Origin of the sequence: Aliiglaciecola sp. 3_MG-2023, assembly GCF_030548205.1 — a bacterium.
Classification (GTDB): Bacteria; Pseudomonadota; Gammaproteobacteria; order Enterobacterales; family Alteromonadaceae; genus Aliiglaciecola.
On the sequence record NZ_JAUORV010000008.1, the window covers coordinates 160,537 to 186,360 of the forward strand.

The 25,824-nt window shown below is 40.1% G+C and carries 21 protein-coding genes; 15 read left to right on the forward strand and 6 right to left on the reverse strand.

Features of this window, described 5'->3' with window-relative positions; genetic code table 11:
- Window positions 1-24 precede the first annotated feature (24 nt).
- The 3 genes from Q4574_RS11250 to Q4574_RS11260 are packed head-to-tail and all read left to right on the forward strand — an operon-like array spanning window position 25 to window position 1,691.
- Window positions 25-462: a CsgE family curli-type amyloid fiber assembly protein gene (locus tag Q4574_RS11250; protein ID WP_303474216.1), complete on the forward strand. Its 438-nt coding sequence runs from the start codon at window positions 25-27 to the stop codon at window positions 460-462.
- Between the two features lie 4 nt (window positions 463-466).
- Complete coding sequence (locus tag Q4574_RS11255) at window positions 467-913, forward strand: curli assembly protein CsgF (protein WP_303474217.1); 447 nt, start codon at window positions 467-469, stop codon at window positions 911-913.
- Window position 914: 1 nt separating this feature from the next.
- The gene (locus tag Q4574_RS11260) at window positions 915-1,691 is read left to right on the forward strand and encodes a CsgG/HfaB family protein (protein WP_303474218.1); all 777 of its coding nucleotides are present in this window, start codon (window positions 915-917) and stop codon (window positions 1,689-1,691) included.
- A gap of 64 nt (window positions 1,692-1,755) precedes the next feature.
- Here the strand turns inward: Q4574_RS11260 and Q4574_RS11265 are convergent, their stop codons facing one another.
- On the reverse strand, window positions 1,756-2,433 hold the full coding sequence (locus Q4574_RS11265; protein ID WP_303474219.1) for a helix-turn-helix transcriptional regulator: 678 nt from the start codon (window positions 2,431-2,433) through the stop codon (window positions 1,756-1,758).
- Between the two features lie 736 nt (window positions 2,434-3,169).
- Here Q4574_RS11265 and Q4574_RS11270 point away from each other — a divergent pair.
- The 6 genes from Q4574_RS11270 (at window position 3,170) to truB (ending at window position 11,268) form a co-directional block, all read left to right on the forward strand.
- A complete protein-coding gene (locus Q4574_RS11270; RefSeq protein WP_303474220.1) occupies window positions 3,170-4,639 on the forward strand; it encodes a mannitol dehydrogenase family protein in 1,470 nt (489 codons plus the stop codon).
- Between the two features lie 541 nt (window positions 4,640-5,180).
- Window positions 5,181-5,636, forward strand: a complete 456-nt coding sequence (gene rimP / locus Q4574_RS11275) for a ribosome maturation factor RimP (RefSeq protein WP_303474222.1) — start codon at window positions 5,181-5,183, stop codon at window positions 5,634-5,636.
- A gap of 49 nt (window positions 5,637-5,685) precedes the next feature.
- Complete coding sequence (nusA, locus tag Q4574_RS11280) at window positions 5,686-7,179, forward strand: transcription termination factor NusA (RefSeq protein WP_303474223.1); 1,494 nt, start codon at window positions 5,686-5,688, stop codon at window positions 7,177-7,179.
- A gap of 28 nt (window positions 7,180-7,207) precedes the next feature.
- Window positions 7,208-9,817 (forward strand): translation initiation factor IF-2, encoded by a 2,610-nt coding sequence (gene infB, locus Q4574_RS11285; protein WP_303474224.1) that lies wholly within the window; start codon window positions 7,208-7,210, stop codon window positions 9,815-9,817.
- 72 nt (window positions 9,818-9,889) lie between these two features.
- Entirely contained in the window at window positions 9,890-10,318 is a 429-nt protein-coding gene (rbfA, locus tag Q4574_RS11290) for a 30S ribosome-binding factor RbfA (RefSeq protein WP_303474225.1), read from the forward strand.
- Window positions 10,318-11,268: a tRNA pseudouridine(55) synthase TruB gene (gene truB, locus Q4574_RS11295; protein ID WP_303474226.1), complete on the forward strand. Its 951-nt coding sequence runs from the start codon at window positions 10,318-10,320 to the stop codon at window positions 11,266-11,268. Before rbfA ends, truB begins: the two co-directional genes overlap by 1 nt.
- 98 nt (window positions 11,269-11,366) lie before the next feature.
- On the opposite strand, the gene Q4574_RS11300 is transcribed toward truB, so the two are convergent.
- On the reverse strand, window positions 11,367-13,703 hold the full coding sequence (locus Q4574_RS11300) for a M20/M25/M40 family metallo-hydrolase (RefSeq protein WP_303474227.1): 2,337 nt from the start codon (window positions 13,701-13,703) through the stop codon (window positions 11,367-11,369).
- Between the two features lie 233 nt (window positions 13,704-13,936).
- Between Q4574_RS11300 and rpsO the strand changes: the two genes are divergently transcribed.
- Window positions 13,937-14,206: a 30S ribosomal protein S15 gene (rpsO, locus tag Q4574_RS11305; RefSeq protein WP_216047418.1), complete on the forward strand. Its 270-nt coding sequence runs from the start codon at window positions 13,937-13,939 to the stop codon at window positions 14,204-14,206.
- A gap of 70 nt (window positions 14,207-14,276) precedes the next feature.
- Here the strand turns inward: rpsO and Q4574_RS11310 are convergent, their stop codons facing one another.
- The 4 genes from Q4574_RS11310 to Q4574_RS11325 all read right to left on the reverse strand — a co-directional run bounded on the left by Q4574_RS11310 (window position 14,277) and on the right by Q4574_RS11325 (window position 18,430).
- Complete coding sequence (locus Q4574_RS11310; protein ID WP_303474228.1) at window positions 14,277-14,618, reverse strand: hypothetical protein; 342 nt, start codon at window positions 14,616-14,618, stop codon at window positions 14,277-14,279.
- Between the two features lie 30 nt (window positions 14,619-14,648).
- A complete protein-coding gene (locus tag Q4574_RS11315; RefSeq protein ID WP_303474229.1) occupies window positions 14,649-14,870 on the reverse strand; it encodes a DUF3820 family protein in 222 nt (73 codons plus the stop codon).
- 14 nt (window positions 14,871-14,884) lie between these two features.
- Window positions 14,885-16,672, reverse strand: a complete 1,788-nt coding sequence (locus tag Q4574_RS11320; RefSeq protein ID WP_303474230.1) for an ABC transporter ATP-binding protein/permease — start codon at window positions 16,670-16,672, stop codon at window positions 14,885-14,887.
- 135 nt (window positions 16,673-16,807) lie between these two features.
- On the reverse strand, window positions 16,808-18,430 hold the full coding sequence (locus tag Q4574_RS11325; protein WP_303474231.1) for a tetratricopeptide repeat-containing response regulator: 1,623 nt from the start codon (window positions 18,428-18,430) through the stop codon (window positions 16,808-16,810).
- A 453-nt stretch (window positions 18,431-18,883) separates the two neighbouring features.
- Here Q4574_RS11325 and Q4574_RS11330 point away from each other — a divergent pair, with 453 nt between their 5' ends.
- From Q4574_RS11330 to Q4574_RS11350, 5 genes are all read left to right on the forward strand, one after another.
- A complete protein-coding gene (locus Q4574_RS11330) occupies window positions 18,884-21,094 on the forward strand; it encodes a hypothetical protein (RefSeq protein ID WP_303474233.1) in 2,211 nt (736 codons plus the stop codon).
- Window positions 21,079-23,145 carry a hypothetical protein gene (locus Q4574_RS11335; RefSeq protein WP_303474234.1) on the forward strand — a complete coding sequence of 689 codons (2,067 nt, stop codon included), beginning with the start codon at window positions 21,079-21,081 and terminating at the stop codon, window positions 23,143-23,145. Before Q4574_RS11330 ends, Q4574_RS11335 begins: the two co-directional genes overlap by 16 nt.
- On the forward strand, window positions 23,078-24,112 hold the full coding sequence (locus tag Q4574_RS11340) for a hypothetical protein (protein WP_303474235.1): 1,035 nt from the start codon (window positions 23,078-23,080) through the stop codon (window positions 24,110-24,112). The genes Q4574_RS11335 and Q4574_RS11340 overlap by 68 nt, the downstream gene beginning before the upstream one ends.
- A 53-nt stretch (window positions 24,113-24,165) precedes the next feature.
- A complete protein-coding gene (locus Q4574_RS11345; protein WP_303474236.1) occupies window positions 24,166-24,957 on the forward strand; it encodes a hypothetical protein in 792 nt (263 codons plus the stop codon).
- A 311-nt stretch (window positions 24,958-25,268) separates the two neighbouring features.
- Entirely contained in the window at window positions 25,269-25,493 is a 225-nt protein-coding gene (locus tag Q4574_RS11350) for a DDE-type integrase/transposase/recombinase (RefSeq protein WP_303474237.1), read from the forward strand.
- Window positions 25,494-25,824: the final 331 nt, after the last annotated feature.

A 25,824-nucleotide genomic window follows, 5' to 3' on the forward strand; every position in this document is an offset into this window, starting at 1 on the left:
TTTGCCTGAGTTATGTGTTTACAAATGAAGTTAATAAATAAAAAACAGTTCACACCATTGTCTGAGTTAAGTTTTAGGCTAAGTCGTTGGCTGTTAATTATCGGCTTAACTTTGCTCAAACCTAACTTTGCGTTAGCTGATGAGCTGGCGTTAAGTGGCTTATTACTAGACAACACAATCAGTCGTCAAGGACATGAATTCGCTAGCGAATTTGGTAAATATTGGCGAGACATACCCGATACATTTGGCCAAAATGTGCAGATAAAGGAAATTATTGTGCCCCAAGCTGGCACAAAACTAACAGTGCACTTTGCTAACCAAACAATCTACCAAACCTACATGGGGCGCAGACAAACCCCAATCAAACAACGAGTTGAAACCGCAGTGGTTCTTTTAATCGATGCTTTGTCACGTTCAGGCATAAGTCAAAATAACCCTGATCTTGCGGATGATGAATGGTGAAAATATGCAAAAAAATAAAATAATTAGGTTAACTTTTCTCGTGGGGCTATTTTCCTCACCTATATTAGCAACTGAACTAGTTTACGAACCCATTAACCCAAGTTTTGGTGGAAATCCATTGAACGGTAGTTATCTGCTAAGTAAGGCTAATGCACAAAATACCCATAGTGCGTCAAGTAGCGAGCGTACATACGCAGAAAGCTTACAAGAATCTTTGGAAAGGGCTTATATTAATAGAATTGTCAGAGAAGTCACTGATTTGGCATTTGGAGAAGTCAGTTATGATGAAAATGGTGATCCCATTGAAAGTATATTTTCTGAAGATTCCATTTTTGTTAGTGGCGAGTTCCAAGTGGAGTTAGTTACTAGCAATCCAGATAGCATCATAGTTGAAATTACCAATATAATCACCGATGAGATAACCATCGTTGAAATACCAAGGTTTGGTTAATATGAAGCACTATGTTGTATTACTAAGCCTATTAATTTCAGGGTGCAGTTCACTGGGTAATGTTATTCCCCCTGGTACTGAAGAAGCAATAGTCATTGAAGATTCGGCCACGTTAAAAGAACTTAAGAGCTTACCTAAACCTTTTGGTTCTATCCCTGTTTCGGTTTATGCATTCAGAGATCAGACGGGTCAATACAAACCAAGTAGTGGTGCCAGTTCTTTTAGCACCGCTGTGACGCAAGGAGCAACATCTATTTTGATGCAAGCTTTAAGTGAAACAGATTGGTTTTTGCCAGTTGAGCGGGAAGGGTTGCAGAATATTCTAACTGAACGAAAGATCGTTAGAGCGGCACTGCAAGGCGAGAACAATGGGAATGAAAAAACCGAATTACCGCCTTTGACCACAGCAAAGATCATTATCGAAGGAGGCATCATTAGCTATGACTCTAATATTAAAACGGGAGGTTTTGGCGCAGAGTATTTTGGTATTAATGCATCGGAGTTATTTAGAGAAGATCAGATCTCTGTGTACATGAGAGCGATAGACGTGCGTACAGGACAAGTGTTGGTTTCTGTCTCAACCAGTAAAAAGGTGTTGAGCAAAGAAATTCGGGCAGGTTTATTCCGCTACATAAGCTACAAACGACTGGCAGAGATAGAAGCCGGTTATACAACTAACGAGCCTATGTTTACTTGTGTTCAGCAAAGTATCGAAAAAGCGATTTCTGAATTAGTCTTAAAAGGCATCAATAAAGGGGTATGGAAAGCACGGGCCTAAACACTCAGGTTTTTCATGAAAAGTGCCCCACTTGCGCGAAGCTGACAATGGAAACAGCCAAGTATCAGGCTGTTTCTGCTGTCTGTCGTGACCACGTAATAAGCTCCACTCGGTTTCTGCAATCAGTTTTTCTGAAGATACTGTAGATATGGGTTTTCACCGTATTAACACTGATGTGCAGTTGGTCCGCTATTTCTTGATTTTGCGCCCCTTGGCTAATGTATTTCACTATGGTTTGTTCGCGTTTGGTTAACGATTGCTGCCAAAAGCCTGTTTGACTTCGATCGACTATTTCATTGGAAAAGTTGGCATCATTTAACAATTCATTGATGAGTAATTCCAAAGCATTTCTGCGAAACCATTTTCTGTCCTGCTTTATGGTATTAATGCCTTTTATAACAATCTCTAATTTATCGTTGGCATAAAATATTCCTGCAACGCCTTGTTTAATGGCGGCAATTTCAAAGTCCAGATTACTAGAAGCATTAAAGAAAATAATTTTGATTAAGTTTTTGTATTTTAAAACCGGTACTTGATGAATTGCATTTTTATTAATTGATTTACAATCAACAAATATAACGTCGAAAGATGCAATATAATCAGATTTGGGACAAAAATTTCCAACTTGCAAATCAAAACCACAGGCGTCTACAAGATCGAGAAAGTGATTTAATTTACAGTGCCGCTTTTTGTGAATATCTTCTTTTTGTGGCGAAATAACAAACGCTCTATTTCCTTGCATAGCTTAGAGTCCTTTGAGGGTTTACCCTCTTTTTATTATCACACTTTAAGGTAGTGTAACGATTAGAATACATACATGAAGTTATAAGTTCAATCAATTTAAGGTAAAAATTTTATGCTTTAATTTGTTTGTTTTTTGTTCGTTTTGATAAGGTGGAATAAACTAAATTAAATTAGTCACTTATACAAAAGTATCAATAATCGGGTGGTTGAATTAGCGGTTTAAATCATTCTAAAAAAAGATTGTTAGCAATTGAAATCGATAATGTTGACGCGATTCAAACGGCTCGCTCACAATTTACGAAGCTGTTTTCATATTTATTTAACCGTTTTTATTCAGATTGAGGGCCTTACAAACCTTCAAGTGCAAGGGGCAACTTTCATTTCGTTAACTACAAGGGTAGGTTATAATGTTTATACATGATAGCTGACCTAGATATTCCTGCTGGTTATTGCTTGTATGGCAGTTTAGCGTTGGCAATAAACCTCTAAGGTGGTTTAGGTCTTGTACATCTTGTACTGCATTTGTGGGTTACCACATATATGCCACCTTAACCCTCGATACAAGACGCTTTATCAAGCTATATCAATAGTTTATAGTGCGGCTGACGGTTTATCGTCAGGGGGTTGTTTTCAGTTTTAGATCAGGATTATAAATAATAAAATAACTGCACAATTGGCAGTGAATTTATCTCAATACTTAGCTATAAAGCTTACTACATAAAAAGGCCAGTTTGATGTCAGGATTAGCTCGACAAATATTACCCTCATTACCCAAAGAAGTTCGTTTACCTGAATATAATCTGGAAACAACCACTCGTGGCATTGTGCATTTAGGACCTGGTGCTTTTCATCGTGCTCATCAAGCTGTCTATACAGATTTAGCGATGTCTGCTTATGGCGGTAATTGGAAAATTGACGGTGTATCCTTACGCAGTAAAGAGCTAAGAGACCAGTTAGAAACGCAAGATAATCTTTATTCGTTAATGGTGTTGGATGATGCTCCTTATGTTCAAATTGTTGGTGCATTTAATCAGATATTTGTTTTAGGTGAGCAGCGTCAGCAAGTGATGGAAGCAATGACAGATCCTAATACCCATATTATTTCGTTAACAGTGACAGAAAAAGGATATTGCCTGAATACGAAAGGGGAGCTTGATTGGCAAAATACTGATATTAAACATGATTTGGCCGCGCCCGATGAGCCGGTTTCAGCAATTGGTTTGTTAGTGGCGGCTTTAAACATCCGTTTTAAACATGAAAATGCGCAAGTCACTATTATTAGTTGTGACAATGTATCTGGTAATGGGGATAAACTGGCGAAAGCTGTGTTGACGTTCGCAGCAGAGCTCTCACCTCGTTTAGCCCAATGGATAGAAGAACATATTTGTTTCCCCAATACTATGGTCGACAGTATTACCCCTGCCACAAATGATGAACTTAGACTAAAAACCCAGCAGGAAATAGGGGTTGAGGACGCCTGGCCTATTCAACGAGAGTCCTTTAGCCAATGGGTCATTGAAAATAAATTCAGCGGCCCAAGACCTGCTTGGGATAAAGTAGGCGTGACATTTACCGATGATGTGCACAAATACGAAAAAGCAAAACTTCGGGTATTAAATGGTACTCATTCTACCTTGGCTTATTTGGGGAGCTTATGTGCATTGGAGACAGTTTACTCTGCGATTAGTCTAGAACCAATTGAGCAGTTTATTAAAAAACTACTGGGCCAGGAAATCGTCCCGTCAATCGGACAGTCAGATAGCATGGATTTGGAACAGTACGCGGAAGATATTATACATCGCTATCACAATGAACACATACGTCATCTGTTGGCTCAAATAGCATGGGATGGTTCTCAAAAGCTACCATTTCGTATACTCAATCCGATTCGGGATAATATGCAAAACCAACGCAGCTTCGAACTGCTTTGCGTGCCGGTGGCTGCTTGGTGTTTGTTTGTTGGTAAACGCTATTTGGCACAACAGGAGTTAGTTGACCCTTTAGCTAACACCTTATTGGAACTAGCTGAAAAACACGCTGAGGATCCATTGCAACTAGCCGATGCAATACTCGATTTAACCATTATTTTTGATGATTTAGCGACCAACGAGGAATTTAGACGCATAGTTAAACGTCATGTCTCGACTTTGTCCACAATCAATCAGCAAAACTTGACTGAGACTCTAAGTCGCTTAGAAGGGTAACTAGTATCTGTTGTTACCTGCTCAGTTAGGTGAATAAGGATTGTGATTTGAGCGCTTAAGCATATGACGAGGGCTAACTCACAGTATAAATTATGAAAAGGTAGACGGATACATTGATTTTCCCCAAACTCAGGGAATTTAAAGGCGTTGAACATTGTTATCTGTGCAATGCTTTGTATTCTTTACCTTGCAACTCAGTGCTGACGTACGTATACTATGCGCATCTTTTGAGACGGGCTCCCTCTGAATTGGATAGTAACGTCTCGATTAGTTGGTTTAACTGACTAAGAAACTGCAAGAAAAGACACTGATTTTTCCAGAATTACCTTATTAGGTGAGTCGATTCTTGCGACCACTTATTCGACGGTCCGCACAACTTCTGTTTCGCGTTTCGCACTCAGTTTGTTAGGCAGCCATAAGAGTTGAATTGTGGGTTAGGGTCCAGAAACAAAAAGCCCCGCTTGTACGGGGCTTTTTGTTGTTATTATTGGTTTACTATATCTGGGCTTTTCGCCCTTTTTTTGTATTTGGAGCTTTATTTTTGTCACAACTTGAACAAAAACTCACGGATATGCTAGTTGCACCAGTTGAAGCTACAGGCTTTGAGTTGGTGGGAGTAGAATTTGTTCGTGCTGGAAAACACTCGACGATGCGCGTCTATATAGATCATCCTGATGGAATTACTGTTGAGAATTGTGCTGACGTGAGTTTACAGGTTAGCGCAGTATTGGATGTTGAAGATCCCATTAGTACTGAATATAACCTAGAAGTATCGTCTCCCGGCATGGATAGACCGCTGTTTAAAGAAGCGCATTATCAACAGTGTGTTGGAGAGGTTGTGGCAGTGCGGTTGCGTATGCCAATGAATGATAGAAGAAACTTTAAAGGTACATTGTTAAGTGTCGACAATGGAAATCTAACGGTAGAAGTTGATGGTCAAGAATTCGTTTTAGCCGTGGCAAATATCGAAAAAGGTAATTTGGTTCCAACGTTTTAAGAAAGATTCATATTAGCGCTTTCTTAGGGAAGCAATCAGTGAGGCAACGATGAATAAAGAAATTTTGTTAGTGGCAGAAGCCGTTTCAAATGAAAAGCAGGTTCCCAAAGAGAAAATCTTTGAGGCATTAGAGTATGCCATTGCCAGCGCTACTAAAAAGAAAAATGAAGGCGAAATTGAAGTACGAGTAAATATTGACCGTGAAACCGGTGATTTTGATACTTTTCGTCGCTGGGTCGTCATTCCTGATGACCAGGTACAAGAAAATCCATATGCAGAAATAACCTTCTCTGCAGCGCAAGTTGACGATCCAGAGATTCAGCTGGGTGATTTCATTGAAGATCAAATAGAGTCAATTAAATTTGATCGAATCACAACACAAACTGCGAAACAGGTTATTGTGCAAAAAGTTCGTGAAGCTGAACGCGCACAAATGATTGCTGAATACGAAGATCGTGTGGGTGATTTGGTGACAGGTACGGTGAAAAAAGTGAATCGCGACAACGTTATTATCGATTTAGGTAATAATGCCGAAGGCGTGATTTACCGTGACGATATGCTACCTCGTGAAACCTTCCGTCCAGGTGACCGAGTACGTGGTTTACTTTACGTCATTCGTCCGGAAGCTCGCGGTGCACAGTTATTTATTAGTCGAACTCATCCAGATATGTTGGTTGAATTATTCCGTATCGAAGTACCGGAAATAGCTGAAGAAACGTTAGAAATTAAAGCCGCTGCTCGTGATCCAGGTTCGCGCGCTAAAATTGCTGTGAAAACTAATGACAAGCGTTTAGACCCTGTTGGGGCTTGCGTGGGAATGCGCGGTTCTCGTGTACAAGCGGTTTCGGGTGAACTTGGCGGTGAGCGTGTCGATATCGTGTTGTGGGATGAGAATCCTGCTCAATTCGTTATCAATGCTATGGCTCCAGCGGAAGTCGCATCAATCGTTGTAGACGAAGATGCAGGTTCGATGGATGTGGCTGTTGAAGCAGACAACCTAGCCCAGGCAATTGGTCGTAGTGGTCAAAACGTGCGTTTAGCGAGTCAGTTAACTGGCTGGACATTGAACGTCATGACCGTTGATGACTTAAACTCGAAACACGAAGAAGAAAACTCAAAAGTGTTAGGTGTATTTATCGAAAGCCTTGATATCGATGAAGATTTCGCCGCAGTTTTGGTTGACGAAGGATTCTCAACAGTTGAAGAAATAGCCTATGTTCCTGCTAACGAATTGTTAGCCATCGAAGGTTTCGATGAAGATATGGTTGAAGAGCTTCGTGGTAGAGCACGAGCGGCATTAACGACACAAGCTTTGGCAAATGAAGAGTCTCTAGAAGCTTCTGAGCCTAAAGAAGAATTACTAAACCTCGAAGGTATGGAGCGCCATGTGGCCTACGTACTAGCAAGCAGAGGAATAACAGACCTTGAAGGCTTAGCCGAACAAGGTACTGATGAAATAAGTGATATAGAAGAATTAGACGAAGAGAAAGCCGGACAGCTAATAATGGCTGCACGTAACATCGTCTGGTTTAGTGAAGAATAAGTAAGATCAACAAGAGGAATACAGCTATATGGCAGAAGTCTCCATCGAAAAACTAGCCACCGACATAGGCACTCAAGTTGATCGCTTAGTTCAGCAGTTTGCAGACGCAGGTTTAACGAAAAAAGTGGGTGATATGATCACCGAAGATGAAAAGCGTCAGTTGCTTGATCATTTGAGTAAATCTCACGGTGGCAATGGTTCTGAAGGACCAAAGCGCATGACCTTGCAACGCAAGACAACCAGTACCTTGAGTGTTGGTAAGTCAAAAGCTGTTAAAGTCGAAGTACGTAAAAAACGTACTTACGTTAAACGCACTGATATTGAAGAAGCGCGTTTAGCAGAAGAAGAAGCTAAGCGTAAAGCGCAAGAAGCGCAGGAAAAACTTGAAGCAGAGCGTAAAGCTGCCGAAGAAGCGAAAAAAGCCGCTGAAGAAAAAGCGGTAAAAGCGGCAGAAGCAAAAGCGAAAGCAGAAGCTGAAAAAGCGGCAAGAATTGAGCAGGCTAAGAAAGAAGCAGCGGCACGTCAAAAAGAAGAAGTGCAGTTGTCTCCAGAAGAAAAAGCAGCGCAAGAAGAAGCAAGATTAGAAGCGGAGCGTATTCGCAAACTTCAGGAAGATGAAGCGCAGCGTAAACTTGAAGAAGACGCGAAGAAAGCGGCGGAAGAAGCTAAACGTTTAGCTGAAGAAAATGAGCGTCGTTGGAAAGAAGAAGAAGAACGTCGCAAAAAGCAAGAAGCTGAAGAAGTGCATTTGCACTCTAACCGTTATGCTCAAGAAGCTGAAGATGAAGAAGATGCGCAAGTAGAGCGTGGATCTCGTCGTCGTAAAAAATCGAAAAAGAATGCCGGTGCTGATCTTAAGCATGGCTTCAATAAACCTGCTCAACCCGTAGAGCGAATTGTGCGTATTGGTGAAACTATCAGTGTTGGCGAACTAGCTAGCAAAATGGCAATTAAAGCCACTGAAGTGATCAAAGCGATGATGAAAATGGGTGAGATGGTTACCATTAACCAAGTCTTAGACCAAGATACGGCGGTTTTAGTCGTTGAAGAAATGGGTCACAAATATGAATTGGTAAATGACAATGCATTAGAAGATGAATTGTTAGCTGGAAATGCCTCAGGTGATAAAGAAAATAGAGCGCCAGTGGTGACTATTATGGGTCACGTTGACCATGGTAAAACCTCATTGCTCGATTATATTCGTAGAGCGAAAGTTGCTGATGGTGAAGCGGGTGGTATAACCCAGCACATCGGTGCTTACAGTGTTGAAACGGATAACGGTCGAATTGCTTTCTTAGATACCCCTGGACACGCCGCGTTTACTGCAATGCGTGCTCGTGGTGCTACCGCAACCGACATCGTAATATTGGTTGTTGCTGCTGACGATGGTGTAATGCCACAAACAAAAGAAGCGATTCAGCATTCTAAAGCTGCGGGTGTGCCTCTGATTGTTGCCGTTAACAAAATGGATAAAGAAGCGGCCGACCCAGATCGGGTTAAGACTGAATTATCTCAACTTGAAGTTATTTCAGAAGAGTGGGGCGGCGAGCACCAATTCGTAAACGTATCTGCTAAAACAGGTATGGGCATCGACGAATTACTCGAAGCCATATCATTGCAAGCTGAACTACTTGACTTACAAGCTGTACCTACAGGTCCAGCAAAAGGTATCGTCATTGAATCTCGCCTTGATAAAGGTCGCGGTCCTGTGGCTTCAGTACTTGTTCAAGAAGGTGAGTTAAAAGCCGGTGATATTCTATTATGTGGCATTGAATACGGTCGTGTTCGTGCTATGCGTGATGAAAATGGTCATGAAGTAACTGTTGCCGGTCCATCAACTCCGGTTGAAGTACTGGGTTTATCTGGTGTACCTATTGCGGGTGAAGATGCATTAGTTGTGCAGGATGAACGTAAAGCTCGTGAAGTAGCGAGTAAGCGTAATATTAAACAGCGTGATTTGAAACTAGCTAAACAACAAAAAGCCAAGCTTGAAAACATGTTTGCAAACATGGAAGCCGGTGATGTTAGTGAATTGAATGTGGTATTAAAAGCTGATGTTCAGGGCTCTGTGGAAGCAATTTCAGAATCATTGACTAAACTTTCAACTGATGAAGTGAAAGTCATTATTGTTGGTAGTGGAGTGGGTGGTATTACTGAAACTGATGCTAGCTTAGCTGCAGCTTCAAGTGCCATTGTCGTAGGCTTTAACGTACGTGCTGATGCTTCAGCAAGACGTATTATTGAAGCTGAAGAAATTGATTTGCGCTACTACAGTGTGATTTATGACCTGATTGATGAAGTTAAACAAGCCATGAGCGGGATGCTTGCGCCTGAGTTCAAACAACAAATTATTGGTTTGGCTGAAGTACGTGATGTATTTAAATCACCGAAAATTGGGGCTATCGCAGGTTGTATGGTAACGGAAGGTAACATTAAACGCAGTGCTCCTATTCGTGTACTTCGTGAAAATGTGGTTATCTATGAAGGTGAATTAGAATCACTGCGCCGCTTTAAAGACGATGTTCAAGAAGTCCGTAATGGAATGGAATGTGGTATCGGCGTGAAGAATTACAACGATGTTAAGGTCGGTGACCAAATCGAAGTATTCGAAACCGTAGAAGTAAAACGCGAAATATAACCCTCGCGTTTCAATTAGAATTAAAACGGGGGCTTAGGCCTCCGTTTTTGACTGTAATTTAGGAGTGTCAGTATGGCTAGAGAATTTTCCCGCACTGAACGAGTTGGACAGCAAATCCACAAAGAAGTGGCCAGCATTTTCCAAAATGAATTTAAAAACCGTGATCCACGTTTAGGTATGGTCACCGTCTCGGGAGTTGATGTCTCTCGCGATTTAGCCCATGCCAAGGTTTATGTGACGTTTTTTGAAACCGATGAAGAAAAACTGAAATTGTTTAATCAAATTTTAGAAGATAACAAAGGCTTTATTCGTACTTTGTTAGCTAAGCGCATGCGCATGCGTGCAGTGCCCGCTTTGAAGTTTTATCAAGATACTTCCATTACGGAAGGTATCCGTATATCCACTTTGGTGTCTCAAACACTAAATGAAGATAAAGAACGTGCCTTAAGAGCGGGTCGAGATTTAGACAAAGAAGAACAGGAAACGGACGACAACAACTAATGGCGAGAAAGCGTAAAGGACGCGCCATAGATGGCATGTTACTCCTCGATAAGCCGTTAGGGTTATCTTCAAACGATGCACTGCAAAAGGTAAAACGTTGCTTCAATGCCGCTAAAGCGGGACATACCGGTGCCCTTGATCCTTTGGCAACCGGTATGCTACCCATATGCTTAGGAGAGGCCACAAAATTCTCGCAGTTTTTACTGGATGCAGATAAAACCTATTCAGTTACGGCTACCCTGGGAGTGCGCACTACTACTTCTGATGCTGACGGCGAGGTGGTTGAAAGTAAACCTGTAGAGGTTACTGTCGGGCAAATTGAAAAAGCATGTTTGAGTTTTTTGGGTACTTCTGATCAAGTGCCTTCAATGTTTTCGGCTTTAAAGTATCAAGGTAAACCCCTGTACTCATATGCAAGGCAAGGTATAGAAGTGCCGCGCGAAGCCAGAAAAATCACTATTTATTCGTTGCAAATCGAGAAGATTGAAGACAATAAAGTCCATATGATTGTGCATTGTAGCAAAGGTACTTATATTCGCTCGTTGGTAGATGATATTGGACAACTGTTAGGTTGTGGGGCTTTTGTTAGCCGTTTGCATCGCTCGAATGTAGCTGACTATCCTGCCGATAAGGTGATTACCCTGGATGCATTACAGGCAATGCGTCAGGAGATCAATGATAATGAATTAGATATCATGGATGACGCCAGTTTCGCAGCTATGGATGCACTTTTATTGGCAATGGATTCGCCGGTTAAAACCTTACCTGAAGTTGAATTGGAAGCTGAGCGAGCGAGTTATTTTTGTAATGGCAATCCAGTCAATAGCAAACAAATTATATCCATGCCGTTAGATTCTCAAGTTAGAGTATATTCGGACAATTTGTTTTTAGGGGTAGGCTTTATTGATGATAATTTGCAGGTGGCCCCTAAGCGTTTAGTTGTCAGATAAATTCATTTCCCAAAGATTATAGTACGAACAAATACACTTCTCAGGCTAAGCTACTTAAATAATCCCGTTTAGCCTGAGATTTTTATCATCAGCACAAATCACTTTTGTGATATTGGCTGGCTAATCATAACTGTGTCCGTAATTTTAAATACTGATGGCATGATATGCTCTTCTCTAGGGGACCATTGAGCAAAATATTGTGGTAAATCTCGACTTGTTTCCACCAACCTGAACTTGGCCGAAGGCGTTTCGGTGCGATATTGAATTTTCACTTCAATAGGTAGCATATCAGTTACCACATAATGCAACACTAAGTTGTCTCGCTTTTTACTGCCTGCAAAGTCGAAGGCTTGATGATTAATTGATAATGCAAACACTTCAATGGGCGCATCACTGAGCATTCGAATTGAACTAAGAGGACGATTTGGCTTGATTGTTAATTCAAGTTGAATAACGTCACTTTTATCTACTGAGCTCGTTACCGCCACACTCGCGGGTTGGATATTAAGTGATGATGTACTACTAAGGTAATTTACGGAGCGACTCGTCCTATGGGACACTAAGCCCTTTAATCGGCTGGTATTGGTATCATCCTCAGTAAAAAAAGGCTGAGTAAAACTGTCTAATTGTGTGTTGTAAGAGAATAACATGGCTTGCTTTGTCTCAGTGTCATATAAATAGTTGATACTGCTAGGCTTTTTCCTATCTACCGAGTAATCTGCATTAATATATATACCTACAAAACTAATAAAAGCACCCGCTAAACAGAATAGTTGAATACTTCTGATCCCTTTGATTACGAAAAATACTGGTAATAAGGTCATCACTAACAAGGATGTCATTACGGTGGCAACAGATAAGTTGGCTACGCCTAAACCCACAACAAGTACCGGTATCAAGGGCGATACTATGACAATCGAAGGCAAACTAAATAGTGTATAGGTAATGGCTTTACGGTTTGCGGTGGTTCTGTACCTCAGTAAGTTGCCGAAAATGGCCAGTGGGGCAACGGCTAAAATAATGAAGAATCCTGCGCCTTTAAGAAAAATACCAATGCTAATATTACTGATCACCCAAAAGGCAATAATAGGTAAGTACCACTCAATGATTTTTATATTTCGAAATTTTTGGGACCACAATTGGTATATCCAAATACTCAACCCCAGCGTGAGTAATATGGCTGTCGCTAATATATAGTGCCCGCTGTATGGGAAACCTTGTTCAATGTCATTGAGCTGTGGGTAAAGCCAAAGCAAGCCGTGCCAAAGAATTAGTCCAAGTAATATGGCGAAGACGATATTTATGCACAGCGGGAGAGTCGCGATGAAAAGAGACTTAATGTTGATGTGCTTTTTGTTAATGGCGTTTACGCTCATCATCACAAACACAAATGCCACTAGAATACTCATTGGCAGTACCCATAGAAAGGGATATTCATATAAGGCAATGTTGGCGAAATTAAAATACACCATATCTTTGTTAGAGGTGAGTTGGTCTAAATTCGCCTTGGCAAAATAGGGCAGTAAAACGGACAAATAACTGATTTGATGATTTAAACTGGCTGCATCCAATCTATCCGGTGTATCTTGAGCAGAGTGATAATCAAAATGATCATCTATAAACGCAAAATTAATACCGTTGATATCCCTTTGTTCTCTAAATACCGTAAGATCAGTATCATTTGGTAACATTTTATAGATGCTATACATTAACGAATTCGCTGCTGGATAAACTACATTTGCATCTACCAAACTATCAATTAATTTTTTATTTCCTTGATTGGTTTCCAAAAGTACAAAGCTCGCCCCGCCGGAACCGCGAGCTTCAAAATTTAAAATCAAGCCAACCTTATCTGCTAACGGATGTCCTTTAACAATCGCTTCTGCGCCAAGTAATCCTTGCTCCTCTGCGTCAGTAAAAATAATGTAAATATCATTACTGTGCGCGATTCCGCTTGCCAGAAATGCACGTACTGATTCCAATATTACAGCTACGCCGCTACCCGCATCACTTGCACCGGGCGAATAACCATTAGCGGCATCATAGTGGCTCATCAGGGCAAGAGCTTTGGTTCTTCCTGAGGGAGCTGAGGCAGGGATTTTGGCAATAATGTTAGATACATTTGCAGCGACGAAATAGTTTGAAGACAGGGCTAGGGTGGTTTGCAGTTCCACTTCTAAACCTAACTCTTCCAACTGGTTAACTAAATAGTCGCGCACCTTGGGATGATTTGCTGACCCCGTGTAATGGGGGAACTCTGATATTTTAGCAAGATGAGCTTGTATGTTAGCTGCTGAAATACCCACATGGCCTATTGTGTATTGGGCGTCATTAGTGGGCTTTTGAGCATTCCATGTCCAAACAAGCGTAAATACAATAGCCATAACTACTAGGAAACTATAGAGTCTTGAAGCGGTCTTTTCGTAATGGGGCATAAACATTCCTTGCTCAAATTATCGTAGCGTTGCACGATTTTTTCGGAATTGATAATTAGTAGCTTAATGTAAAATAGAAAAGAAACAAATTTGTGTGGGATTTATTAGAGTCACTGCAATCAGTATTTATCGGTAATTTACCTTGATAAAAATAGCTACATCGCTATAATACGCGCTCTTTCGACTCCGCTGAATTAGTGATCGGCGAGTCTTTATTAAATTTGGAGAAAAATATGTCACTAACTACTCAAGAAACAGCACAAATTATTGCCGACTTCGGTGTTAAAGAAGGTGATACAGGTTCACCTGAAGTACAAGTTGCTTTATTGACGAACAACATCAATAAGTTGCAAGGTCACTTTGCTGATCATAAGAAAGACCATCATTCTCGTCGTGGTTTATTACGTATGGTTAGTCAACGTCGTAAGTTGCTTGATTACCTTAAAGGTAAGAACGTTGAGCGTTATCAAGATCTTATCAAACGTTTAGGTCTACGTCGTTAATTCGATTAGATATCACAGAAAAGGCGCTTAACAGCGCCTTTTTTGATCCTGTATAAAAAGTGCGATTGTTTTAGGTATGATTTTGCTGCTGTCTGAAAAATTCCTCGCGCTCAGCCTCCGTAAGAATGCCAACGAATGGCGAGTGACGTCGTATTTTATTCATTCGTTCACTTTCGACACAAAGTTGCGATATTAAAGTTGCCATATCATTTTTCAGTTCCAGTATTGACCACCAATCTAAATAAACTCCGCGATAAATCAGACCTTGTTTAAATCGAGATTCAAGTTTATCTTCAACTTGCTGAATTAAGTCAGGACATTGCAGCAGCTTTTCGCCTATACGTTTATGGATAGCTAATAAATTTTCATCAATGGCACTGGGTTGTTTAGGCTTGGTTCGTGGTGCTCTCATAGCTAATTCTCAAAAGGAATGTGTTGCTAGTTATTGGTTTTCATCTAATAACGGGGCAAGCATTGATTCTAGACCATTAAGTTTAATTTCATACATTAACGCCAGTTGCTCGCCTAATTTTCCTGCAGGAAAACCTTTTTGATGAAACCAAACTAAATAAGGCTCTGGTAAGTGCAGCAGTTTTCGGCCTGCGTACTTGCCAAACGGCATTGTTTGGTTTACTGCTTGTTTTATGACTGTTGGATCAAACATTCGCTTGTTTCATTCTAATTGTGTTGTATTGAGTTTTGTTGTGTATCCCAAAGTTTTTTATACAAACCTTGATGGCTTAAAAGTTCAGTATGTGTACCTTGTTCGGCGACTTTTCCCTTATCAAGTACCACAATTTTGTCGGCATCTATAATAGTGGAAAGGCGATGGGCAATGACCACACTTGTATGTCCTTGGGATACGTCTTTAATCGCGTCTAGGATCGCTTTTTCTGACTGACTATCCAACGAAGAGGTGGCTTCATCAAAAACTAAAATGGGGGGCTTTTTTAAAATGGTTCTGGCTATTGCTACCCGCTGCTTCTCACCACCTGATAGTTTCAGACCTCGTTCACCGACTTGAGTGTCTGATCCATTCGGTAAACTGCTTACAAATTTGCGTAAATGGGCTAAATCGATAGCTTGCTGTACTTCTTCATCGCTCGCTGTAGGTCGACCATAGCGCACATTCTCAAATATGCTGTCGTTAAATAAAACCGTATCTTGGGGCACAATGCCAATAGCTTTTCGTAAGGACTGTTGTGACACTTGACTGATATCCTGATCATCTATCAGTATCTTTCCCTTTGTCACATCATAAAAACGAAATAACAGTTTAACGATTGTCGATTTTCCAGCGCCACTTTCACCTACCACCGCGACTTTTTTGCCTGGGCCTATGCTGAATGATAAATCATCCAAAATAGGACGCTCATTGTGATAACTAAACCCCACGTTGGAAAAGGTGATTTCTGCGCCAGCCACTTTTAGAGCTTTATCTTGATGTTCATTTTTCACGCTGGCAGATTTCCCAAGCAAGCCAAATAAATTTTCAATGTTAGCTAGTGAACCGCGGATTTCTCGATAAACAAACCCTAAAAAATTCAGCGGCATAAATATTTGCATAGTGAATGCATTAATTAACACAAAATCACCTATGGTCATGCGTCCATCCGCAACCCCATAAGCCGCCATTGCCATCATCGACGTCATGGCAATGGCAATGATTAATGCCTGTCCACCATTTAGTGCAAACAATGACAGTCGATTTTTCCGTCTCGCTGTTTCCCAACCTGCTAAGTCACTATCATAGCGATTAGCTTCGTAGGCTTCGTTATTGAAATATTTAACCGTTTCATAATTGAGTAAGCTATCGATGGCTCTTGTATTGGTGCTGGAGTCAGCAAGATTGACTTCACGTACGTATTTAGTTCGCCAATCTGTAGCCTTCATGGAAAATGTGATGTAGATCACCACAGATAGCAGAATCACAATGGCAAAATTGAAACCATAATTGTAAAACAACAGGCTAACTACCATGGCGATTTCTATTAATGTTGGACCAATGTTAAAGACCATAAAGCGCATTAGGAAGCTGATCCCACTTGTGCCTCTTTCAATATCTCTAGTCAATCCGCCAGTTTGCCGATTAAGATGAAAATCTAAATCCAGACTGTGCAGATGTTCGAATACACGCAAACCCACTCGGCGCATGGCCCTTTCTGTGACTCTACCGAATAAGGTATCTCTAATCTCGCCGAATAACACATTGGCTAGGCGTAACGTGCCGTAGGCTACAATCAGCGCAATAGGCGCTGAAATGAGTTGTTCTGTTTTAGAATTTAAACTATCGACCGTGTGTTTTAGCACAAAAGGAAGGCCGACACTGGCTAGTTTAGCAGCCACCAAACAAACGAAGGCGAGAAAAACCCGCTGTTTGAATTCTAATAAATAAGGCCATAATTGTTTAAGAACCAGCCAATTAACTGGAGTATCGGGATCTATTGGTATTCTACGTGAACGCATATTATTGCTGCAGGGATAAAACGTGGGTCCAGTTTATCAGAAAAGCTGAGCAACTAATTGACGGTTTTTGATTAGAATATGGCTATTATTAGTTGGGGAAAGCCAAATTTAAGATTGAGAGTCAGTTATATTCCGTTAAGCACTTTCGTGTAACATCTCTCTTACTTTTTGATAGCGCTCGAATTGCTCATCATTGAGCTCACCGTTTTCAATCACCCGAATGCAATTATCGATTAGCTTTTTAATGGAAATGTCTGCTTTATTAGTATTTTCATTCATCGTGATAGCTTGTAGTAAATTTAAAGCGATTGCGATATTTTTGGGCATTACTGTAAAGGCTTGTCTGAAAACACGCAATGCATCTTCTAAATCACCTCGGCGATAAAAGGCTACGGCAGTATTATTAAGCTCTTTAGGCGTTTGCTTAATGGTTGAACGTTCTTGCTTTTCCTGTTTTACATAGTGCAAAAATAGACTACCTTGCTTTTCATCCTTTTTACACCTTTGTTCAATCACATCCAAAATATTATTCGATTTTTCATACAAGCCCAACTCGTGAAATGCTTTCGCTTTATCTAAAAGGGCATCCATACTTTCTAGTTCCCAATTTTCTTCCGCTAGCTGATCAAGTAAGGCTTTGGCATTTTCTTTTTCGTCTTGTAAATAAAGTAGTCGAGCATCGATCACTTTGATTTGATCGTGAAGCTCGGCTTTAGGAAATGCCGATTTAAATTGTTTGACGTACTCGTTTGCTTGTTTAAGCAAATTATAGGTTTCACTTTCATCTGCTGTCATGGCGAAGTCAATACCTGCGCGAGCTACATTTAAATAGTTTTCAGGTTTATCGTGAATTGAGTCTTTTGCGAAACGTACTATTTTTTTCGCAGCGTCAAATTGGGTTTCATAGTCATGGGTGATGCGAGACAAATCCAGCGCAGTTTTGTGGCGTCGAATATTTCGAGGAGATATTTCCGTCGCCATCACAACGCATTCTAAGGCCACATCAAAATCTTTTTGTTTAATATGTAGTGCAGATAATAAATCATAAGCTGCCAACTGCGAGTCGGATTTAAAGGCTAATTCAAGTACTAGCTTTTCAGCTTCATCATCTTCATTTAAACGAATATGGGCATTCACTAAGCCTAATTGTGCCCAGGTAAATGACTGAACATTAATAATGGCTTGATAAAATTCTTTTGCTTGATCATGATGGCCGCAAGCCAATAATAATTCTCCCTTGGTTTTTAGCGCTAAGGGGAAAAATTCTGCATTTTTCGGATCAGACAAGAACAACTCTACCTCAGCTAGTGCTTTGGAAAGTTGTCCTTTACCCATGAAACGATAGACTTTTTTAAGGGCACGTTTTCTCACTAACACTTTTGTTAAACGCTTGTCTAAATCATTTACAGTGAAAGGTTTGGCTAGAAAATCATCGGGTTGTAATTCTACTATGCTATGCACTAAATCAGAGGTGGTATCGGCACTTATAAAAATAAATGCGGTGCTTGGTTCGAGTTCGCCATTGTGTTTTAGCTGATCATAAAGGTGATAGCCGTCATGATCCTTTTTCAAGTTGTAAGAGCAGATGATCAGGTCATAGTGTTCATGCCGGATCATATTTAAGGCGTGCTGGGCTCTATCCACATAAGTAATTTTGTTAAAGCCAAGCTCTTCCAAAGAATATTTCATATATCCCTTAGCCAAAACTTGATCATCAACAACCAGTACTTTTGTATCTTTAGATATTTGCGGATTCATAAATTAATTATTTTGCGAACATATGCTTAGGTTATCGTACTTTAGCGCAATTTAATAAGGGCTTTTTGGTTTACGAGGTTAAAAATTTTGACCTATAGCACCGGAGCACCGTCATGGTAGTCAATCTAGTTAATGACAGAGTAGGGGGATAAGAACTAAAAGTATCGCTAACAGAGTTAAAACATGGGGAAAGTGGTGGACGCTACTGGGCTTGAACTCGCCTTGTAAGGCTCCGAGTATATTAATAATTGTAAATTACATTAAATCACATAAATTATATATATTAGTTTAAAGTTATATTTTTCAATGATTTATAAAAATTCAGTGTGACGTAGTGGCGATTTTGCGAATATAGTAACAGTCTATCAGTGTCACATGTCAATATTATAGTCTATATCTAAGGGGGAGGGTACTGCGTTTACTGCAGAATAGTTCTAACCTAGGATATAGATTGTGTCTTCCAAGCGACAATATAGTTTTAATACTGACCATGAAATTTTACCTAAGCTAACGAAAAAGCTGTCTACTGAAGAAAGGTTTTTATTCTTCGATATACTTGAGGCAATTCAGGTTCTTAGTGATCTACACAGCCTAGAAGAGGGTATTTATGCCCTAAAAGAGTGCTCTTCAATTACAGCAAAGTTCGTCAAAAACTTAATTGGTATACCCAAGTTTTTGTGTGATGAACTTGACGCAATATTTGATGTGTTAGAAATCGTATCAATAGAATTAGAAGGCTGCGAGTTACCAAAATGGAATCCTGTGAGAGGACAATATGAAAAGCACCCTCTTTTCGCGCTGCTGTGTACTAAACCTCATAAAGCTCTGCATGCCAGTCATGAAAACATCATCAAAATTATCACGTTCTTTTTGTTTCTTTCTTCACTGAAGCAACTAGTAGATAGTCGAAATTTTTATAAGCACAACTGCAGAGAGTTACGCCATTATTTAAAACGTGAAAAGTTACCTGGAAATGGCAAAGTTCATCAAAGTCGCAATTTTGATGATTTACATAAGGTGTTTTCCTCTATTCAATCTTTGGTGTTTCCGACTATTCAGAGCTCATTGCCAGAGATATTATTTTCAGCTGCGAAAGATAAATCTTTGTCTACAGTTTTTGATGATGTCGATGATAAAGAAGCTGTTAAGGATTGCGGTCCGTCATCAGATTCGAAGACTTCTCACGCAACATCTATTTCAAGAGAACATACACATTCTTCTCCTATTGCCAATATTAAGACCAGGTCAAAATACATCCAGACTCAAGACGAAGACGAACCGGCCTTCATTGAATGTGTAGATATTGATGTTGGTAATGAGGTACCCAAAAGTTCCAATCTCAATGAGCAATCTGTTCGATATGGCACACGACTTGATGTCTTGCAAAAGCTGTCACTTCAGCTTTGCTCACATATTCTGACTGAGACTGAATGGTCTATTGTTCGAGATTATTTAATCAGAAGCTTAGACGGCGATTTGGAGGAAAGTGTTATTAGTGTATTGCTACTTTTTACGTCCATCACATCTAAACAACTCAGTTATATATTGACGCTTGAGATTGGCTTTGACGATTTAGGGCAGAAAGAAGGAATTGATTTGAATCGTGGAGTGTGGCGTAGAGCTGACGTTCGGATGCCGAACGCTTACAGGGCTGACGAAACCTGTAAACAACTCCTAAAAAATCATCATCCTTTTCTCGACTTGCCGCTTCCAGAGCTAATTACAGATACACTCAAAAAACTAGACTTTTCAACGGGTAATCGCTCGTTTGGTAGCTGGATTAAAAACCCACCGGAACTGTTCAAATCGTATTTTCAAAAGATGAACACGGCTAACCCTGCACTTAACCGTTGGATAAGTATCGCATCAATCAGGTCTGTGATGTTTAATCGACTTTCATTACGTGAATCGGTCGGCATTGCCGGATTAACATTAGCCAACACTGAATATTTTAATCCTACTCACCTCTATTATCTAGCAGCACAGCAAGAAATCCTTCAAGTGAAGTTTCACTCTTCGTTAGTTTCTCTGGGTTTTCAAGCAAGTTTGAAACCCTGTGTCGAATACAAAAATAGATATTGCGGAAGTCAGCTGTTGTTAGATGAGCAACAATTAAAAACATTGATAGCAGCCAAGTATTCTGAGCTATTAGATGTTCAGAGCTACGACAATTTATTGATGGATGAACTGATAGGGCACCATAATCGATTCGTTAACTATACCATAATGTTGATCCTTATTTGCACAGGCTATCGACCAAGAAAGGAATACGCCGTTGAGTTTCTAAACCTAGATCTAGAAACTGGTCTGATAATGATTGCAGATAAGCTTAACTTTATCGATAGTGCTGTTAGATTTGTGCCCCTAGCAACGGCAATTCAAACTCAAATTCGGTCTTATTTGGCTCATCTTCGAATACTTGCTAAACATCTTTCGAGACACAATTCAGAGTTAGCCAGTGTTGTCAGTGCGAATAGCCATATTGATAGTAAGGTGGGCTATAGCCTATTTGGCATAATCAAAAATGAGAGATGGATCCCTGTGGGAGCAGGCCATGTTTTTGAGTACTTAAACGAACTAGGCGCTTTACCACATAATGTGTTTAGACATTTTTTTGTCAAAAGCTATATGAGGTGGGGGCGGGCAACGTGGCGTTCCAATTGATGGGGCATACAGGAAATGCAGAAGCGCCAATTGATTCATACTCATTGTCCACTTTGTCTGAAATTGCTCGTCTAAAACATTACACAGACACAATTGCGGATACGCTAGAAATAAAAACAGTTGAGTTGTCTTTTAAAAAGGGAAAACAGTACAGTCCCGCTAGAAAATTTTTACAAGACTCACCGTATCAACCAGAATATTTCAGTGAATATCAGGCCCGTGATGTCGACGCTAAACGTTTAGCTTCGGCTTGTTTACGAAAAAGTTTTGATTTAAACAAAACCGCTAATGGGGACCTCGATTTTGCAAAATTTGCGCAGCAGTGCACTGACTTGGCATTAGATGAAATCAATACGCTTAGTCTCAGAGCGAAAACAAGTGATGTGATGTTCCATGTTAACAGAGTACTCCACAGAGCAAGCCACTACATTGGTGACAGAGTTCAGCCCCTCACTTATGTAGCGCCATATTTAAATCGAGCTATTGATTTAAATATGCTTTATACATCAAGAGTGATTGAGCAATTTAGAAAAAACGCTTCACAATATCTGATCGACATGGTTACTAGTTCACTGCCACAGGATTTGGTGGGGCCACTCATTGTAATAAGTGCACTTGTACATAATCAGGCTGCTTATATTTCAAAACAGTCTCCCAACGGCAGACTAGAGTTAACGCTCGAAAGTAAAGGAGGCCTATTTTATTTGAAGTGGAGACAAGGAGGAGAAACTCAAACAGCGGTATTAGACTCTGTAACAGCGTTGATTGCTTATCAGTATTTATCACCTGGAAAGAAATACCTTTTTGAAAATCCAAATAAAAAGTGCAAGAAAATCTTTTCTGAATTGTGTCGCATATACGGCAAAGGCATATTGGACATACTTGGATTAGATTCCGCTCACAAAGACTCATTTAAGAATTTTTCTAGGCTGTTGCAAGACAATATGTCGATACATACCTCTGGACTGGTGATGGGATATCGAGCCCAACACTTCCAGACCACCAATCTAGAAAGCACATCACTATCTAGACTGCTGTCAGGAGTGGTTGAAGGTGGTGATGAAAAAACCGAAGATATTGCCCTCTCTATGCCACGTTTGACCAACTCAAAATATGCGGTGAATGAGGATAAACAAACACAAAATAAGTTGATGGATGGTCTATCAATGCTCCTCAAGCGTTTTGAAGGCAAATCCGCCGGTAATTCATTTAGGAGCGCTGTGCTCGCTATATGGCGGGAGAATATAGGCGCTCCTGACCAATCTACCAAAAGTCTCTTACGTTACTCTGACAAGCTTTCTGATCTAACCATTGCCGGACTCATCTACATTATCGATTTGACGCGAAGAGAGGAAAAACGTCGAAAGAATGTAGCAATAAGTACGGTTAAAACGTACATGTCTAAAATACTTTCACCCCTTCTAGAGCTATATAGTGACTGCGCTTTTCTTAGTCTTGATGAAGATGAATTTGAGGAAGTTTATAAATCGGTGCTGAGTTATCGAAAAACACAAGATAGAGCGGAAGGGGCAAAACGCTTAAGGGATTTTCATCGCGTTTTAGAAAAAAACTTTGGTGTTGAACATGTCAACTGGTATGAGATTGAGCCAAACATAAACCACGTAAATGAGAATGTGAATGCCAATCTGTTAACGCCAACTGAGTACAATAATGCATATCGCGTTATAACTCACAACGATGCTGAAATTAGTTATGACCAACGATGTAGCGCGATAATTCTTATGTTGAGTCATCGCGCAGGTCTTCGAATAGGTGAAATCTGCTCATTGAAAGTGAATGATATAGATATGACTGACTGGATGCTTCATGTTAGATCCAATAATTTACGTAGACTTAAAACTGTCCTCAGTAATAGACGGTTCCCATTGTTTCTATTTTTATCCGATGAGGAAAAGTCACTAATAATAGCGCAAGTGAGTATAGTACGACGATTACATCCGGACGCAGTCAACCCTCCACTTTTTGCTGGCTATTCTATGCAATGTTCATCAATCTGGGGTGTTAAAAGAGCACCTGCGTCAATGGTGTAGAGAAGACGATATTCAGGCTTTTATCGATGAAGTTAATAGGGTTACTGCTGGTCAAAGTTATGAGATTAGCATAAGACCTTTGTATCAGATTTCTCAACTTCTAGGCCATGCTTCCCCTAAAACCACCATGAAATATTACATGCATTTTATGGATATAGTTGCTGTTGCTGAATCAGAGCGTTGGATAGATAGTTACGTGAACTTATCTTCATTGGCCAAACTAGGAAATTTCAGCGCGATCCAGGTGAGAAAATGGAAGCAAAGGTATAAAGGCCGAAGTGCAGTAGGGGTAGAGGTGCTTAGACGATTATGTCTTCGAGATGGACTATTGATCGAGGCATTACCAAACATGTGCGTAAGTCACTTACCTACTTTTGAATCTATTGCTTCTGACCAGTATGCGATGATGTCTGACTTTATAAAGGTTGAGGGAATCATGCGCGATACATTTGCAAGGTATCCGCAGTTGGATGCAGCGGAGGTAAAGAATGTCAGTGATAGTAAATTTGATAAAATTATCTCAATCTTGCAAAGAATCTCTGAAGCTCAAATTGAAAATATAAAGGGGGATATTGACTGGACTTTATCAGCTGAATCGCGAGTTAGGCAGGCTAGGAGTTTTATTCACACGCCTTTTTTCAAATCTGTTCTCACGAAGTGGATCTCACTTAAAAGTGGAAATGCTGAAGCGTTTGCAACGTTTGTGTCAACAATGACTGAAGCAATGCAATTCGATGAATTCGTGGTGCACAAGTCTTCGCAATCCAATATCACTCTCGTTTGCAATAAACTGGAGTTAAACGTTAAGTATTCATCGATATCAAGGGTTAAAAAGAAATGGATGCAATTGAATGAACCGTGCAAAGTGGATTTTTACAAGGATGAGTCATCCGAGCGTAGTTGGAATAACAAGATTGCTCATATTCTGGTTATCGAAAATATTGCCCAAACACTGAGTTGTTCATAATTTGTACAATCTGTGGTAGTGTCGCACACATTTTGAGTAACCCGAGATAAAGTTTGAATACATTCACCATCAAGTTAAATGAACTTCATCTGTTGGCTGATGGCGCGATTAGCGCTGACGCACATGCGATCATAGATAACCAATTTCAAACTCTTCAAAAGCTTATTTATTTGTCTAGTGAAAGCAGTAAAGATAGTAAAACACTTGGTTATATTGCTTCGGAGGGAAAGCTTGAGTTGCGTTCATACAGCGATAACCTTGAGTTACTGGATGAAAGTGAGAGAGGGGAGGTTATTTTCAATGACCTTAAAAACTTGCTAGAGAGTGTCGATGACTATGGTGAATTACAAACTAAAGGGCAAACGCAGAAAGCAACAGAATTAAATAAAGAGAAAAATGGTGTCCCTCGAAAGGCGTGGGAAGTTCTTCGGAAGCTTAAGTCATCTATTCCGCTTTCTTTGTCCAAAGAATCAGCGACAGATACTATCGATATCACACCTAAACCAAAAATTCGGCACCTACCAAAGGAAAAAGGCGAGTTAATTTATTTGGAGGATTGTTTTATCGAGAACATCGACTATTACGAAAGAGATATAATCAGTTTTGTTTATTTCGACGAAGGGACAAAGAAAAGGGGTAAAGTTGAGATAACAGAAGAGCAATTACCCCTTCTGAGTCACTATGGATTAAATAGACAGAACGTAAATATTGAAATTAACGGAAGCCTAAAAACAACTAAGGAATATCGAGGTGTTCTTGAATCTGTTGTAGCATCTGAAAACAATGATACCATCGAGGAAGAGAGCTTGGCACTATTTGCTGACTTAGGCGACGAGGACAAGTAAAAAGTTGGATACTAGAGCTGTTTGGTACTGTCAACTTATCGACCTTATTCCAAATTGTGAGATAATCCGGACATGAAAACACCAAAATGTACTCCGGATATCGCTACCCATCTCAGGTCAGTAGCCATGCTGTGCGGCTTTACCATCGATTTACTCTAAGTTTTCGATATGTCGAAGAGCTATTGGCAGTCATAGGGCTCACTGTCAGCTAAGAAACCATCAGAAAATGATGTCTAAAATTCGGTCAACAATACTGCAGCCAAATAAGGAAAAATAGCGGTCAGTTAGGCGATACACGGCTCTTTGACAACGTGTTCATTAAAATAAATGATGCCATTCATTATCTATGGCGGGCAGTCGATCAAGATGGCGATGAATTCGATATTCTCGTTCAAAAACGTAAGGATAAACATGCTGCTGAGCGTTTTTTCAAAAAGTTATTAAAAGGCGAGCAAGCTGCGCCAATCAAGATAGTCACTGATAAATTGCGCAGTTATTCAGCATCAAAGAAAGAGCTGATACTCGGTGTAGAATAATCCACCCAGCATAACGAAAACACCCGATGTGAATTATATCATCAACTTCGTCGGCAACATGAGAGGCAGATGAGGAAATTTAAATCACAAGGCCAGGCTCAATGATTTCTCTTCTGTCATGGAGTGGTTAAAAATCTATTTCGGCAAGGTCGCCATTCCATTCATCCGAATTCGGTAACTTATGACTCATTTGCTATTGAAAACACGAAGACTATAATTGAAGAAACTCTGGTGGAAGTGATATTCATATGCAATCTTGGGCGATAATAGGATTTATATTAATAATTGTCATTTCGTTGGCAATGATGGTGTTAACTGAAATTTTTTATCC

Excerpts from the sequence above, each read along its gene's own strand:
- Q4574_RS11310 (WP_303474228.1), bottom strand. The coding sequence starts at position 14,618 with ATGAGAGCACCACGAACCAAGCCTAAACAACCCAGTGCCATTGATGAA.
- nusA (WP_303474223.1), top strand. The coding sequence starts at position 5,686 with ATGAATAAAGAAATTTTGTTAGTGGCAGAAGCCGTTTCAAATGAAAAG.
- Q4574_RS11250 (WP_303474216.1), top strand. The coding sequence starts at position 25 with ATGAAGTTAATAAATAAAAAACAGTTCACACCATTGTCTGAGTTAAGT.
- rpsO (WP_216047418.1), top strand. The coding sequence starts at position 13,937 with ATGTCACTAACTACTCAAGAAACAGCACAAATTATTGCCGACTTCGGT.
- Q4574_RS11300 (WP_303474227.1), bottom strand. The coding sequence starts at position 13,703 with ATGCCCCATTACGAAAAGACCGCTTCAAGACTCTATAGTTTCCTAGTA.
- Q4574_RS11265 (WP_303474219.1), bottom strand. The coding sequence starts at position 2,433 with ATGCAAGGAAATAGAGCGTTTGTTATTTCGCCACAAAAAGAAGATATT.
- rbfA (WP_303474225.1), top strand. The coding sequence starts at position 9,890 with ATGGCTAGAGAATTTTCCCGCACTGAACGAGTTGGACAGCAAATCCAC.
- Q4574_RS11315 (WP_303474229.1), bottom strand. The coding sequence starts at position 14,870 with ATGTTTGATCCAACAGTCATAAAACAAGCAGTAAACCAAACAATGCCG.
- Q4574_RS11255 (WP_303474217.1), top strand. The coding sequence starts at position 467 with ATGCAAAAAAATAAAATAATTAGGTTAACTTTTCTCGTGGGGCTATTT.
- Q4574_RS11260 (WP_303474218.1), top strand. The coding sequence starts at position 915 with ATGAAGCACTATGTTGTATTACTAAGCCTATTAATTTCAGGGTGCAGT.
- infB (WP_303474224.1), top strand. The coding sequence starts at position 7,208 with ATGGCAGAAGTCTCCATCGAAAAACTAGCCACCGACATAGGCACTCAA.
- truB (WP_303474226.1), top strand. The coding sequence starts at position 10,318 with ATGGCGAGAAAGCGTAAAGGACGCGCCATAGATGGCATGTTACTCCTC.
- Q4574_RS11270 (WP_303474220.1), top strand. The coding sequence starts at position 3,170 with ATGTCAGGATTAGCTCGACAAATATTACCCTCATTACCCAAAGAAGTT.
- Q4574_RS11320 (WP_303474230.1), bottom strand. The coding sequence starts at position 16,672 with ATGCGTTCACGTAGAATACCAATAGATCCCGATACTCCAGTTAATTGG.
- Q4574_RS11325 (WP_303474231.1), bottom strand. The coding sequence starts at position 18,430 with ATGAATCCGCAAATATCTAAAGATACAAAAGTACTGGTTGTTGATGAT.